Origin of the sequence: Rhodococcus sp. MEB064 (assembly GCF_000834565.1) — a bacterium.
Classification (GTDB): Bacteria; Actinomycetota; Actinomycetes; order Mycobacteriales; family Mycobacteriaceae; genus Rhodococcoides.
In genome coordinates this window covers 40015-54376 of sequence record NZ_JXQS01000009.1, presented here as the reverse complement: position 1 = coordinate 54376, position 14362 = coordinate 40015, and the positions used below count along the sequence as shown (strand labels likewise).

General features: G+C 68.1%; 12 protein-coding genes. 5 read left to right on the top strand and 7 right to left on the bottom strand.

Annotated features, from left to right (window positions below):
* Positions 1 to 22: 22 nt before the first annotated feature.
* Entirely contained in the window at positions 23 to 2416 is a 2394-nt protein-coding gene (locus tag RU01_RS05195; protein WP_042573460.1) for a DUF6049 family protein, read from the bottom strand.
* Positions 2413 to 3012 (bottom strand): NUDIX hydrolase, encoded by a 600-nt coding sequence (locus RU01_RS05190; RefSeq protein WP_042573459.1) that lies wholly within the window; start codon positions 3010 to 3012, stop codon positions 2413 to 2415. The genes RU01_RS05195 and RU01_RS05190 overlap by 4 nt, the downstream gene beginning before the upstream one ends.
* A gap of 79 nt (positions 3013 to 3091) precedes the next feature.
* On the opposite strand from RU01_RS05190, the gene RU01_RS05185 reads away from it, so the two are divergent.
* Entirely contained in the window at positions 3092 to 4540 is a 1449-nt protein-coding gene (locus tag RU01_RS05185) for a CCA tRNA nucleotidyltransferase (RefSeq protein WP_042573458.1), read from the top strand.
* Here the strand turns inward: RU01_RS05185 and RU01_RS05180 are convergent.
* Complete coding sequence (locus tag RU01_RS05180) at positions 4488 to 5813, bottom strand: MFS transporter (protein ID WP_042573457.1); 1326 nt, start codon at positions 5811 to 5813, stop codon at positions 4488 to 4490. The two genes, RU01_RS05185 and RU01_RS05180, sit on opposite strands and share 53 nt — an antisense overlap.
* An 82-nt stretch (positions 5814 to 5895) precedes the next feature.
* Here RU01_RS05180 and RU01_RS05175 point away from each other — a divergent pair, with 82 nt between their 5' ends.
* The gene (locus RU01_RS05175; RefSeq protein WP_042573456.1) at positions 5896 to 6501 is read left to right on the top strand and encodes a YqgE/AlgH family protein; all 606 of its coding nucleotides are present in this window, start codon (positions 5896 to 5898) and stop codon (positions 6499 to 6501) included.
* A gap of 9 nt (positions 6502 to 6510) precedes the next feature.
* On the opposite strand, the gene RU01_RS05170 is transcribed toward RU01_RS05175, so the two are convergent.
* The gene (locus tag RU01_RS05170; RefSeq protein WP_042573455.1) at positions 6511 to 7887 is read right to left on the bottom strand and encodes a glutamate decarboxylase; all 1377 of its coding nucleotides are present in this window, start codon (positions 7885 to 7887) and stop codon (positions 6511 to 6513) included.
* Positions 7888 to 7934: 47 nt separating this feature from the next.
* Positions 7935 to 8564 (bottom strand): UdgX family uracil-DNA binding protein, encoded by a 630-nt coding sequence (locus RU01_RS05165; protein ID WP_442970450.1) that lies wholly within the window; start codon positions 8562 to 8564, stop codon positions 7935 to 7937.
* A gap of 82 nt (positions 8565 to 8646) precedes the next feature.
* Between RU01_RS05165 and RU01_RS05160 the strand changes: the two genes are divergently transcribed.
* Positions 8647 to 9540, top strand: coding sequence for a glucose 1-dehydrogenase (locus tag RU01_RS05160; protein WP_042573556.1), 894 nt, complete (start codon positions 8647 to 8649; stop codon positions 9538 to 9540).
* 82 nt (positions 9541 to 9622) lie between these two features.
* Positions 9623 to 10027, top strand: a complete 405-nt coding sequence (locus RU01_RS05155; RefSeq protein ID WP_042573453.1) for a hypothetical protein — start codon at positions 9623 to 9625, stop codon at positions 10025 to 10027.
* Here RU01_RS05155 and RU01_RS05150 read toward each other — a convergent pair.
* Together RU01_RS05150 and RU01_RS05145 are read right to left on the bottom strand one after the other, a co-directional pair.
* Positions 9999 to 11000 (bottom strand): bile acid:sodium symporter family protein, encoded by a 1002-nt coding sequence (locus RU01_RS05150; RefSeq protein ID WP_231568601.1) that lies wholly within the window; start codon positions 10998 to 11000, stop codon positions 9999 to 10001. The genes RU01_RS05155 and RU01_RS05150 overlap by 29 nt on opposite strands.
* A gap of 1 nt (position 11001) precedes the next feature.
* Positions 11002 to 11415 carry an SdpI family protein gene (locus RU01_RS05145; protein WP_042573554.1) on the bottom strand — a complete coding sequence of 138 codons (414 nt, stop codon included), beginning with the start codon at positions 11413 to 11415 and terminating at the stop codon, positions 11002 to 11004.
* Positions 11416 to 11481: 66 nt separating this feature from the next.
* Here RU01_RS05145 and leuS point away from each other — a divergent pair, with 66 nt between their 5' ends.
* Positions 11482 to 14331 (top strand): leucine--tRNA ligase, encoded by a 2850-nt coding sequence (gene leuS / locus RU01_RS05140; RefSeq protein ID WP_197074691.1) that lies wholly within the window; start codon positions 11482 to 11484, stop codon positions 14329 to 14331.
* Positions 14332 to 14362 lie beyond the last annotated feature (31 nt).

The following is a 14362-nucleotide window of genomic DNA, read 5'->3' as shown; positions in this document are numbered from 1 at the left end:
TGCTCCCCGTCATCGAAGGTCCTTACTGCTCGTCGGCTGGATCGGGCTGCCCACGGAAGCGGTGCCACAACCGTCGGCCCGCGAGGAGAAGGAGCAGCGCGCCCGCACCCGCTGTGATGATCGCCAAAGCACGACCGTACGCATTGGACCGCACGTTGACTGTCGCCGCCTGCCCGAGCAGCGCCCCGTCGCCGGTACTCAGGGAGAACTCCACCACCATCTTGCGGGAATCGCTGACCCTCGCCGGAATCTGCAAGGATCTGCTGCCGCGCGGTGGGAGTTGCTGCGGGCCGATGTTCTCGATCTGCATCGCGTCCGGCGCGTCGACGGACAGGTCGACGGTGATGCCGATCGGAAGATCGTTCCGCGCCACCAGGAGCAGCGGGCTGGCCTCCGAGGCGAGCGTGAACACACCGCCGGGGGCGAGGATGGTGACCGATCCGAACAGTCGGTCGAGCCCGGCCGTGACGTTCGCGGCGCGTCGGCGGGCGGCGCCGTCGGACTCCTGGTGCAGCTCCCCTCGGCGATTCGACGTCGTCATCGCTCGCAGCAGGTCCTCGCGAAGCGGTGCCATGAACAGGGCCGGGGAGATGGCTGCCCGGGAGTCGTCGATCAGGGCCGATGTCAGTTCGGCGACGCGGGCGTTCTGGGTGCCGGCAGCGTCCCGGACATCGGACGGGGCGCCGTCGTCGATCGCGGCCTCGGGATAGGCGAGTGTGGCCGGCTCGAGGGGCGGCGGCACCGACAGCAGGTCGGACAAGGTCCGGGGGGTGGCCAGGCCGCTGCGCATGAGTCCGGCGATCGTCCCCAGCACCGCGGAGGCCTCGTCGCGGTCCGGCGTCCAGGTCTGGGGCGGCGCGATGGTGAGGGACCGCGGAAGCGCGGGTGCGCCCGGAGCGGATGCGGCCTGCAGGGCTTCGAAGTGCAGCGCACCGAGCGCGTCCTGCAACCGTGCGATCCGCGAATCGGCCGCGACGTCGAACACCTGGTCGCGTGGCGTGGTCGACGGCGTGCTCGGAATCTCGCCCACCGCTGCCAGGGATGTCGACACGGAGGTGTCGTACAGGGCTGCCCGGAGAGGTGTCGCGGAGTCGCCGCCGGTCAGCGTGACGGTGTCGGGCTCTCCCGCTACGTCGACCGCATCCTGTGCGATCAGGGCCGTGGTGCGACCTGCCGACGCGATCGTGGCGGCGGTGGCGTCGTCGACGGCGCCGGAATCCGGCCACACCACGTCACGTCGCGATGTCACACCCAGGAGCGTGTCGACGACGTCGGAGGGCGTCGTCAGCGCGGCCGTCGTCAAGGTGGGGTCCGCGATTGCGGACACGGCGGCCAGGTCCGTCTGAGCGAAGGGCACCGCGGTGACACACATGCTCGATGCGAGGGCGCGGACGCGCTCGAGCCACGATGCTGCAGCGGCCGCACCGCTGCCCTCGCTCGCAGGTCCGGTCGGATCGGCCGGGTCGTCCACGACGAGGTAGCCACGCGTCATGCTCGAGACGGTGACGAGCAGATCGGGGTCGATGGCGAGGCACGTCGACGACGACAACGCCCCCTCCGTGTCGACGGTGGGTCCGGTCGCGAATTCGAGTGCCGAGACCAGCCCCTCGAGGCGACCGCCTGCGGACAACGACCCCGCGAGCTGGTCGTCTTCCAGACGCACCTCCTCGCCGACCGTCCCCGGAAGACCGGCGGCGAGGTGCGGTCGATCCGCCAACGGCCAGAGCACCGTCGTCGCCACCGGACGGGAGATGTCGGGCGGAAGAGGCGCCGCTGGGGGTGCCGCCGGGTCGGCGACGCTTATGTCCCGCGGCAGGCCCGACACGGGAAGGAGGAACGACGCGTCGTCGAGTCGAGCTTCCTGCCCGTAGGCCGGGCTGCCGTTGACGTTGACCATCACCGGATAGACACCCGGCTCGGTGAGCCCGAGCGACGCGCCGGTGGTGGACCGGAGGGGCAGGGACAACTCGAACGGGAGCGAATCACCGCGGCCGAGGGACATCTCCGGTAGGTCGTCGGTCAGCGACTCGAACGGTCCGACCGTGTCGTATCGGTCCTGATCCTCGGTCAGCGACGTTCTGAGCTCGGCCGACGTGCGGACTTCGGGAGCGCGCTGCAGGCGCACCGAGATGTCGGACACCGCGCGGTCGCCCACGTTCTCGACGGTCCCGCGGACCGTCAGGACGGGCGGACTGCTGGTCGAGACGGTGGTCGGCGTGACCTCGTCCACCGACAGGGCCAGGAACGTTCCGTCCACCGACGTGTCGGCCGGGGGCAATTCCGTCTGCGTCGTGTCGGCCGAGTCCGGATCGGTCGCGACGGGCTGCGCCGCGGCGGGAACTGTCGAGAAGGCGAACATGCCGACAGTGGCCAGGACCGCGGCGAGACGCCGGGTCGGCGGAGCACAGCGGGTCATTCGGCGGGGAGGTCGGAGACCGGTCGGAGTGAGGTGTCGGGTGAGGCGGCGTCGTGCGCCATCTGGTCGATCATTTCCCCGGCGCGCTCGGCGAGTTTGCGCTCGTCGGCGTAGGCCAGGCGCGTTCGGAGCTCCGTGAGCGGCACCCAGGCGACCTCGGTGACCTCGACGTCCTCGTCCGACAGTTCGCCGCCGAGGGATCGAAGGAGGTAGTGGTGCACGGTCTTGTGGACGCGTCGGCCCTCGGTGACGAACCAGTAGTCGATGCTGCCGAGCGGTGCGAGGACGGTTCCGGAGATGCCGGTCTCCTCGTGGACTTCGCGCTCGGCGGTCTGCTCCGGTGTCTCGCCGCGCTCGATGTGTCCCTTCGGCAGCGACCACAGGAGGCGCCCACGTCGGTCGGTCCGGCCGATCAGGGCGGCGCAGAGCTTGTCCCGGGGTCCGTCGAGTCCGTCGACGACCAATCCGCCCGCCGATGTCTCCCGAACGGTGCGGAGTGTCGGTTTCTCGGTCGGCTTGCCGGCGGGGTCGGCGGCGGCACGAGGACGCCGTCGCACACCGCGACGGGTTCTCTTGGCTCGCTCGGGACCGGACACCCGACCGATACTAGTTGTCGTAGGGCCTGCTCCCGGTGGGACGCACCACGAGGGAGTCGCCTCGGTAGGGTATGGCGTCGTGCCTCCCCCGCCTGTCACCGAACCGGACCGACGCGCACGTCTGCTCGCGTCCGGCGCCGTGGCCCTGCGCGTTCACGACGACATCCTGGCGCCGCTGGGGTCGTTGTTCGCGGCGACGGGCTCGGAGCTCTATCTGGTCGGCGGCAGTGTTCGCGACGCGCTGCTGGGTCGTTTGAGCAGTGACCTGGACTTCACGACGAATGCTCTTCCCGACCAGGTGCAGGCGATCCTGGCCGGTTGGGTCGACCATCAGTGGGACACCGGGATCGAATTCGGGACGGTCAGCGCCGTGAAGAACGGTCGACAGATCGAGATCACGACGTTCCGCAGCGACAAGTACGACCGCGTGACCCGCAATCCCGTGGTGCAGTACGGCTCGACGCTGCAGGACGACCTCGTCCGACGCGATTTCACGATCAACGCGATGGCGGTGCGGATCGGCGCCGACGGCGCGGGGGACTTCATCGACCCCCTCGGCGGACTCGACGCGCTGCTCGAGGGTGTTCTGGACACACCGAGCCTGCCCGAGGAGTCGTTCGACGACGACCCGCTGCGGATGCTGCGGGCTGCACGATTCGTCGCGCAGCTGGGCTTCACGATGCTTCCGCGCGTGCGTACCGCCATCGAGAACATGACGGATAGGATCGACCGGATCACCGTCGAGCGCGTGACGGCGGAGCTGGACAAGCTGATCCTCGGCGAGCATGCGGTCGACGGGATCGACGCGCTGTGCGAGACGGGCATCGCTGCTCGGATACTGCCCGAGGTCCCTGCGATGAAGCTCGAGATCGACGAGCACCACCAACACAAGGACGTCTACCAGCATTCGTTGACGGTGCTGCAGCAGGCGATCGATCTGGAGGACGGCGACCCCGACCTGGTGCTTCGGTGGGCGGCTCTGCTCCACGACATCGGTAAGCCCGACACCAAGCGCAACGAGCCTGCCGGCGGGGTGAGCTTCCACCACCACGAGGTCGTCGGCGCGAAGATGACTCGACGTCGACTGCGGGCGCTGAAGTTCCCCAAGAAGATGACCGACGACATCGCTCAGCTGGTGTTCCTCCACCTGCGATTCCACGGGTACGGGAAAGGTCAGTGGACCGATTCGGCCGTTCGACGCTATGTGACGGACGCCGGCGATCTGCTTCCCCGTCTGCACAAGTTGGTGCGGGCGGATTGCACGACGCGCAACAAGCGTCGGGCAGCGTCGCTGCAGGCCACGTACGACGACCTCGAGAACCGCATCGCGCGCCTGGCGGAACAGGAAGACCTCGCACGCGTTCGGCCGGACCTCGACGGCAACGCCATCATGGAGTTGCTCGGGATCCCGGCGGGTCCTCAGGTGGGCCAGGCCTGGGCGTATCTGAAGGAGTTGCGACTCGACCGGGGTCCCCTCAGTCGGGAGGACGCGGAGAAGGAACTTCTGGCGTGGTGGTCCGCTCGCTGACCAGGCGCACGGCCACGACGGCTGCCAGCGCGTAGATGCCCGCTCCGACGAGGACGCAGGTGGTCGCGAGGGTGGAGTCGACGCCTGTGGACTGCGGACCGATCACGAGGGCCGCGACGGCGATGGCACCGACGAATGCCACGTTGAACGTGGTGTCCTGGATCGCGAAGACTCGCCCGCGCCGATCGTCGGGGATGTCGGTCTGCATCGCGGCATCGGCTGTCAGTTTGACCGTCTGCCCCGCCGCTCCGAGAAGGAATGCGCCGAGGATCAGCAGGTCCGGAATCAACGTCGCCACCAGCGCGGTCTGCGCCAGCGCCGCGAGGGACAGCGCTGCCACGACGGTGCGCGTCGATCCGAGCCGAGGAAGCAGCACGGGAGTCGCGATCGCAGCGACGAACATCCCGGCGGCCGCTGCTCCGATCGTGAGGCCGAAACCCGCCACCCCTCCGGGGAGGATGGACGACCGAGCGGTGTCACGCAACAGCAGGATCATGACGAGCGTGTCCACGCCGAACGCGATCCTGTGGGCACCGACGCCCATCAGAGGCGCAGCAACAGAACGTGTTCGGCGAACCGCGGCGAAGCCGGACGTCCAGCCACCGTCGTCCTCACGACGCGTGGCAGTTCCGTCGGGTCCGAGGCGCCCCCGTACGAACCCTCGCGCGGCGACGGCGGCGAGAAGTGCGCCGATCGCGGAGATGCCCGTCGCGATGGCCGTGGACCGGTCGGACGGGCCGACGAGTCCCAGGACGGTGACCGCTGCGAGCGCGCCGACCGCCGACACGACGGATCCCAGGGTGACCAGGGCGGCGTTCGTCGTGACCAGCGCCGACCTCGGCACCACGTGCGGAAGCGACGCGGACAGTCCGGCGAGAACGAACCGGCTCGCCCCCACCGTCGCGAGCGCCGTCGTCAGCACGACCGTGTTGGATGCCCCCGCCAGGAGCAGCCAGGTAGCACCGGCGATGAGCAGGACCTTCAGCGTGCTCGCTACACCGAGGACGGTGGCACGGTCGACCCGGTCGAGGATGCGCGCAGCGAACGGTCCGAGCAGGGAGTACGGCAGCAGCAGCACCGCGAAACCGGCTGCGACCGCCGCCGGGTCGGCACCGCGTTGCGGGTCGAAGAGGATGGCGCCGCCGAGCGCCGCCTGGAACATGCCGTCGCCGAACTGCGACGCGAACCGGAGCAGGACCAGTCGGAGTGCACCCGGGGAGTGAGCGACCGCTCTCAGCGCGTGGACCGCACCGGGCCGCTCGGTTCGACTCACGACCCGACACTATCCCTGCCCGGAAGCAACTCTCCCTCGCCATCTCTCGCACGTGTGCCCGTGCCGGTGCGATGATGAGGAGGTGGCACACGCAGAAGAACCGGAGGACCGGACCGCGTCGGCCGATCAGGTGGTGCGGCCGGGTAGTTTGCTGGTCTCGTCGACGGAGTTGGTCGAACCCACGTTCCGCCGCACCGTCGTGTACATCATCGAGCACAACGACGCCGGCAGTCTCGGTGTGGTGATCAACCGCCCCAGCGACACGGCCGTGCACACGGTGTTGCCGCAGTGGTCCGATCTCACCGCGACACCCAAGGCGCTGTACGTCGGTGGCCCGGTCAAGCGCGACTCCGCGCTGTGCCTCGCGACTCTGCGGCGAGGCGTCGTCATCGACGACATTCGCGGTATCCGACGCGTCGACGGCCGCGTCGTCATGATCGATCTGGATTCGGATCCGGCGACCGTCGCGCCGCTCGTGGAAGGTATGCGGGTGTTCGCCGGATACTCGGGATGGAGCCTGGGTCAGCTGGACGGCGAGCTGGAGCGCGACGACTGGATGGTGGTGTCCGCGTTGCCATCCGATGTGGTCGGGCCACCCGGGGTCGACATGTGGGCGCGGGTCCTGCGTCGGCAACCTCTGCCGCTGGCCATGCTGGCGACGCATCCGCTCGACGTCGACACCAACTGACGTCACACATCAGTGGGCGAAGTGGCGGGCGTGCGAATGCCCGTCGCCCTTCGACGACAGTTCGGACAGAACGGCGTCGACGGCGTCACAGAACATCCTGCCGAGATCTGCCGAGAATCCCTCGCGCACAACGACTCTGAGGACGGCGACGGTCTCCGCCCGTGCCGGCATCGTGTAGGCCGGCACCTGCCAACCACGCGCTCGGAGTTCGTGAGAGACGTCGAAGACCGTGAATCCGCAGTCCTTGCGAAGTGCGAACGCGATCACCGGGATGTCGGATCCGTCGGAGATGACCTCCACCACGTCATGGGTACCGAGATGATCGGCGACGCGCGTCGCGGTGCTGCGCAACGAGGTCATCACGTCCGTGTAGCCGGAGCGGCCCAGGCGCAGGAAGTTGTAGTACTGGCCCACCACCTGGTTCCCCGGCCGGGAGAAGTTGAGAGTGAAGGTGGGCATGTCGCCGCCCAGGTAGTTCACGCGGAAGACCAGATCGTCCGGCAGATCCTCTTTCTCCCGCCACACGACGAAGCCCAGTCCGGGGTAGGTCAGGCCGTACTTGTGGCCGCTCGCGTTGATCGACTTCACACGGGGAATCCGGAAGTCCCACAGCAGGTCGGGGTCGAGGAACGGGACGACGAATCCGCCACTGGCCGCATCGACGTGAAGGGGAACGTCCGGGCCGCCGTCGGCTGCCACCCTGTCGAGGACGGCGGCGATCTCCTCCACCGGTTCGAGTTCACCGGTGAAGGTGGTGCCCAGGACGGCGAGGACGCCGATGGTGTTCTCGTCGACGGCATCACGCACCTGCTCCGCTGTGATGACGTACCTGCCGGGCTCCATGTCGAGATACTTCGGCTCGACGTCGAAGTACCGGCAGAACTTCTCCCAGACCACCTGGACATTTGTTCCCAGAACGAGATTGGGCGTCGAGGTGTCTGCACCCGCCGCGGAGCGTCGTGCACGCCACCGCCATTTCAACGCGAGACCGGCCAGCATGACCGCCTCGGACGAGCCGACGGTCGATACGCCCGTGGCGGACGCCGGATCGGTGTGCACGAGGGACGGGGCGTTCCACAGGTCGGCCACCATGTTGACGCATCGCTCCTCGATGGCCGCGGTGGCGGGGTACTCGTCCTTGTCGATCATGTTCTTGTCGAACGTCTCGGCCATCAGCCTCTCGGCTTCGGGTTCCATCCACGTGGTGACGAACGTGGCCAGGTTGAGTCGTGAACTCCCGTCGAGCATCAGCTCGTCGTGGATGAATCGGTACGCCGCGGCGGGGTCCATGCGATCGTCGGGAAGTCGGAGCGCGGGAACAGGGTCGTTCGCGATTCGGCCGGTGTACGCAGGCGCGATCGTTCCGTCGTTCTCGAAAGTCGTCACGCAGTCACGCTACGCGGCAGTGGCGAGCAGCGACTCGGATCGGCTCGTCAGACCAGCAGCCGAGCTGCCACCCGAAGGTCGTCGACCAGTGCCGCGAACGCCGCGGCGCGCTCGTCGTCGGGTGCCCGGAGAACGGCGGACGGGTGAGCCGTCGCAACAGCTTTCGCGTCACCGAGCTCGAGGACACGGCCCCGATCCGTGCCGATACGGAAGGCGGTGCCCATCATGGCCTGTGCGGCGGTGGCGCCGAGCAGCACGACGACCGACGGGTCGACGGCACGGATCTCCGCTTCCAACCACGGGTGGCACGCCACCACCTCGGACCTCAGCGGCTTCTTGTGGATGCGCCGCGGACCCCTGTCCGCACGGACGAACTTGAAGTGCTTGACGGCGTTGGTCACGTACGTCAGCTCACGATCGATGTCGGCCTCGTCGAGCGCCCGGTTCAGCAAGGCGCCGGCCGGCCCGACGAACGGCTGTCCGCGTCGATCCTCCTGATCGCCGGGCTGTTCGCCGATCAACATCATGCGTGCCGACGCGGTTCCGGCGCCGAACACGGTCTGCTCGGCAGGCTCCCACAGATCACATCCACGACAGCTTCGGGCGGCGAGTGCCAGCGCCGAGAGGTCGGTCGAGGGCGGGACGAACGTGCCTGCGCCGGGAAACTTCGGTGCCATGCACATCGACTACCCGGCGATGTCTCGGACGACACCCGGCTGCGCGGTTTGGCACCCCGTCGTGCGCGGGCACTCGGCAGCCATGACAGACCAGTACACGTTCACCGATCCCGTCAGCCAGTACCGCCAGGACGGATACCCCGAGCAGCATCAGGATCCGCCGGGCCTGGCCTCCGATCTGGAACCGAAGGCCGACCACGGTGAGCGCACGTACCGGGGAACAGGGCGCCTCACAGGTCGCAAGGCGCTGGTCACGGGAGCGGACAGCGGCATCGGTCGTGCGGTTGCGATCGCACTTGCCCGCGAGGGCGCGGACGTGGTGCTCAACTACCTGCCGTCGGAGGAGAAGGACGCGCAGGAGGTCGCCGAACTCGTGCGTACCGCCGGGAGGACCGCAGTGCTGGCTCCTGCGGACCTGACCGACGAGCAGGCGGCGCGTGGCATCGTGCGGACCACCGTCGAGAAGTTCGGTGGTATCGATCTGCTGGTCAACGTCGCCGGCAAGCAGCAGTTCGTCGAGAAGCTCGAGGATCTGAGCCCGGAGCAGTTCGACGCCACGTTCAAGACCAACGTGTACGCGCTGTTCTGGATCATCCAGGAAGCGGTTCCGCACATGCCGGCAGGATCGACCATCGTCAACACCAGTTCGATCCAGGCGTACACGCCGTCGCCGGGACTCGTCGACTACGCGACGACGAAGATGGCGATCAACACGATGAGCAAGGCGTTGGCTCAGCAGCTGGCTCCCCGCGGAATTCGGGTCAACGTCGTTGCGCCCGGACCGTTCTGGACACCGTTGCAGGCGTCCGGAGGCCAGCCCACCTCGGCTCTGCCGGAATTCGGGCAGGAGACACCCCTCGGTCGCGCGGGTCAGCCCGCCGAGCTGGCCGGTGCCTACGTGTACCTCTCGTCGGCCGAGTCGGGGTACGTCACCGGCGACACGCTGAACGTCAACGGCGGCATGCCGACGCCGTGACGGCGGGATCGTGGACTCCTCGCCCCGCTTTCCGGGGTCGGAAGTCCACGATCACCGTGGCGCCCCGGCCTACCCTGATGACATGACCGACTTCTCGTCAGACCAGGCCGCGTCGTTGCCGGATGCCGAGGTCCTGGACCTCGTGGTCGCCCTCACGAGTGCTCGACCGGCGCTGCGCGCGGTGCACGACGCTGCCGTGGCTCTGACTCCCGAGGCGTCGGTCGACCCCGACATCGTGCCGCGCACGCCGTCGGTGACGGACATCCCGCAGGTTCCGACAGACCCGGGCTTCACCGACGCCGGTGTCCCCACGTTCGACGCGGTGCGAGAGCGAATCGACGGGCGTTCGGGGCGCGCGGTGGGGTCTACCGAGCTGGATGCCGAGAGCGCGATCGGTCGAACCGAGGCGGAGAAGTTCGCCGAGCGGGAGCGCGCCGGTAAGGCTCGCCTCGACGAGATCAGGAAGTCGATGCAGCAGCGTCCGTGATCGCCTGGCGTTCGTAGCGACCGGCGAGGACAGCGCACACCACCAATTGGATCTGGTGGAAGACCAGCAGGGGTAGAACGATCACTCCGACGGGTTGCCCGACGAAGAGCACCGACGCGATCGCGATGCCGCTGGCCAGGCTCTTCTTCGACCCGCAGAACACCACGACGATGCGGTCGGCGCGGGACATACGCGCCGCGCGCGCGATCCCGGCAGTCGCGGCGAGGACGACAGCGAGCAGGGCACTGCACAGGAGCACCACCGCCACGATCTGCCACGGCGTGGTGGCAGCCCAGACTCCGTCGACGCGCGACGCGCTGAACGCGGCGTAGACGATCAGGAGGATCGATCCGCGGTCGACGAGCAGGGTGGTGGACCGATGCCGGGCCACCCATCCGACAAGCCATCGCCTGGCGAACTGTCCGGCCACGAAGGGCAGCAGGAGCTGCAGCATGATGTCGACGATCGACCCGGCGTCGATGCTCGCTCCGCCCGTCGTGCTCATCAGAAGGACCACCAGCAGCGGCGTCGCGAACACTCCGACGATGTTGGACAGCGACGCGCTGACGACGGCACCGGCGACGTTGCCGCGGGCGATCGAAGTGAAGGCGATCGACGACTGGATCGTGGACGGCACCAGGCAGAGGTACAGCATCCCGGTGTACAGATCGTCGGTCAGCAGTCCCGGCGCGAGCACCCGTAGGCCGAGCCCGAGGAGCGGGAACAGCAGGTACGTGCAGGCGAGAACCACTCCGTGCAGCCGCCAGTGCCGAACGCCGTCCATGGCGTCGCGGGGGGACAGTCGAACTCCGTAGAGGAAGAACAGCAGCGCGATACCGACAGTGGTGACCCACGACAGCACGTCGGCTGCGGTGCCCGAGACCGGGAACACGGTCGCCGCGATGGCAGCAGCGAAGATCGCAAGGACGAAGCCGTCGAGCGCCTTGACGGTGCCGGTCAGGGAGAACGCCACGTCAGGACGGCTGGCACGCGTCCTTGAGACTGCACGAGATGCAGCTGTGTCCGCATCCGCCGGTCTCCTCGACGGGGACGGCCGCAGCAGCACGGGTGCCCATGGCGCCGCCGTAGGCAGCGGTCACCAGGGCGGCGACGGTGGTCAGGACGGCGGCCACGACACCGAACACGCCACCGGGGGCCATGGTCGCCACCGCTCCGATCAGCAGCAGGACGGCTGCAGCAGCGGTCGTCGGGCCTGCCACCTTGTTGGCGACGGCGAACGTCTCGTCGGACCGCATGCTGGCTTCGGTGCGCACTCCGGCGACGGAGTTGCGCTTCAGCCGGCCACCCAGGCCGAGGAACGCCACCGTGCCCAGCGCGACAGCGCCCACGAGGAGTACGAGCAGAAGGATCACGGACACGACAATCACGTACACCACTTTACGGCCTCGTGGCCGGGCGTTCGCGTGCGCATGGTCACGCTTTACGCTGGTCGGGTGAGTGAACACGGCGACGCCTCCCCCGACACGACCCCTGGATACCGCTACACCGCGGACCTGGCGGGTTCCCTCGAGTCGCGGTGGCAGGAGCGGTGGGCCGCCGAGGGCACGTTCGACGCGCCCAATCCGGTGGGCGACCTGGCCGGCGAGGTGCCGTCGGACAAGCTGTTCGTCCAGGACATGTTCCCGTATCCCTCGGGCAGCGGTCTGCACGTCGGCCACCCGCTCGGCTACATCGCGACGGACGTGTTCGCGCGCTACCACCGCATGCAGGGCCGCAATGTGCTGCACACCCTCGGGTACGACGCGTTCGGTCTACCCGCCGAGCAGTACGCCGTGCAGACGGGCACACATCCTCGCACCACCACCGAGGCGAACATCGCGAACATGCGCCGACAGCTCGGGCGGCTGGGCCTCGGTCACGACACGCGTCGCTCGCTCGCGACGACGGACGTCGACTTCTACCACTGGACGCAGTGGATCTTCCTGCAGATCTTCGACTCCTGGTACGACACCGAGGCAGGCACGGCACGTCCGATCGCCGAGCTCGAGGCCGAATTCGCCTCCGGCGAGCGGGTTCTCGACGACGGGCGGTCGTGGGAGTCCCTGTCGGTGTCCGAGCGCCGCGACGTCCTGGACGGTCATCGGCTGGTCTACGAGTCCAACTCGCTGGTCAACTGGTGCCCGGGCCTCGGAACCGTGCTGGCCAACGAGGAGGTCACGGCCGACGGTCGCAGTGACCGTGGAAATTTCCCCGTGTTCCGGAAGAACCTGCGCCAGTGGATGATGCGCATCACCGCCTACTCCGATCGTCTGATCGACGATCTGGATCTGCTCGACTGGCCGGACAAGGTCAAGACGATGCAGCGCAACTGGATCGGACGGTCCCGCGGCGCCGAGGTCACCTTCGAAGCGGGTCTGCCCCACGGGTCGGGTACCGCGAACATCGACGTGTTCACCACACGGCCCGACACCCTGTTCGGTGCGACCTACGTCGTGCTGGCCCCGGAACACCCCTTGGTCGACGACATCACGGCTGCCGCCTGGCCGGTGGACACGGACGAGCGGTGGACGCACGGTGAGGGAACTCCCGTCCTCGCAGTCGGTGCATACCGTCGTGCGATCGCAGCCAAGTCGGACCTCGAGCGCCAGGAGAACAAGGAGAAGACCGGTGTGTTCACCGGGGCTTTCGCCGTGAACCCGGTGAACGGCGCGTCGGTGCCGGTCTTCATCGCGGACTACGTGCTGACGGGCTACGGAACCGGCGCGATCATGGCCGTTCCGGGTCACGACCAGCGCGACTGGGAGTTCGCCACCAAGTTCGGACTGCCTGTCGTGCAGGTCATCTCGGGTGGGGACGTGGACGAGTCCGCGTGGACCGGCGACGGTGAGCTGGTGAACTCCGGCTTCCTCGACGGACTCGACGTGGACGCCGCGAAGACGCGGGTCATCGAGCACCTGGAGAAGGACGGCCACGGCAAGGGCACCATCCAGTACAAGTTGCGTGACTGGCTGTTCGCGCGTCAGCGCTACTGGGGTGAGCCGTTCCCGATCGTGTACGACGCGAACGGTAAGGCGCACCCGTTGCCGGAATCGATTCTGCCCGTCGAACTCCCGGAGGTCGAGGACTACGCTCCCGTCTCGTTCGACCCCGACGACGCGAACAGTGAACCGTCTCCCCCGCTGGCGAAGGCGACCGACTGGGTGAACGTCGAGCTCGACCTCGGTGACGGTCTGCAGACCTACACGCGTGACACCAATGTCATGCCGCAGTGGGCCGGAAGCTCGTGGTACCAGCTGCGCTACATCGACCCCACCAACTCCGAGCAGATGTGCGCGCCGGAGAACGAGGCGTACTGGATGGGCCCGCGTCCGGACATCCACGGCGAGAACGATCCGGGCGGCCTCGACCTGTACGTCGGCGGTGTGGAACATGCTGTGCTGCACCTGCTGTACGCGAGGTTCTGGCACAAGGTGCTCTTCGATCTGGGACACGTCAGCTCGAAGGAGCCGTACCGCCGCCTGTACAACCAGGGGTACATCCAGGCGTATGCCTTCACCGACGCGCGCGGCGTCTACGTCCCGGCGGACGAGGTGACGGAAGAGGGCGGGAAGTACTTCTTCCAGGGCGCCGAGGTGAACCGCGAGTACGGCAAGATGGGCAAGTCGCTCAAGAACTCGGTCTCACCCGACGAGATCTTCGCCGAGTACGGCGCCGACACCCTGCGCATGTACGAGATGTCGATGGGGCCGCTGGACACCTCGCGCCCCTGGGCGACGAAGGACGTCGTCGGCGCGCAGCGATTCCTGCAGCGCGTGTGGCGTCTGGTGGTCGACGAGGAGACCGGCGCGGTCCGTGTCACCGACGGGGCGCCCAGCGATGCGACTCTCAAGGCGCTGAATCGTACCGTCGAGGGTGTCGACGCGGATTACGCTGCGCTGCGGGACAATACGGCCGGTGCCAAGCTCATCGAGTTCACCAACCATCTGACCAAGGAGTACCCCGCCGGCGCTCCCCGTTCGGCCGTCGAGCCGCTGGTTCTGATGCTGGCACCGCTCGCGCCGCACATCGCGGAGGAGCTGTGGAACATGTTGGGCCACACCGAGTCGCTGGCGCACGGCCCGTTCCCGACCGTCGACGAGAAGTGGCTCGTGGACGACACGGTCGACTACCCGATCCAGGTCAACGGCAAGGTGCGCTCGCGCATCACCGTCGCTGCCGACGCGTCGCGGGAGGACGTGCAGGCCGTGGCACTGGCGGACGAGAAGATCGTGGCGCTTCTCGACGGCAAGGCCCCGAAGAAGGTCATCGTCGTACCCGGCCGGATGGTGAACGTCGTTCTCTAGCTCGGGAAAGTCCCCACCCCGTCCCCGCGAG

Bases quoted from the DNA above. Each gene is read 5' to 3' on its own strand.
- RU01_RS05160 (WP_042573556.1), top strand. From the start codon at position 8,647: ATGACAGACCAGTACACGTTCACCGATCCCGTCAGCCAGTACCGCCAG.
- RU01_RS05155 (WP_042573453.1), top strand. From the start codon at position 9,623: ATGACCGACTTCTCGTCAGACCAGGCCGCGTCGTTGCCGGATGCCGAG.
- RU01_RS05165 (WP_442970450.1), bottom strand. From the start codon at position 8,564: ATGGCACCGAAGTTTCCCGGCGCAGGCACGTTCGTCCCGCCCTCGACC.
- RU01_RS05195 (WP_042573460.1), bottom strand. From the start codon at position 2,416: ATGACCCGCTGTGCTCCGCCGACCCGGCGTCTCGCCGCGGTCCTGGCC.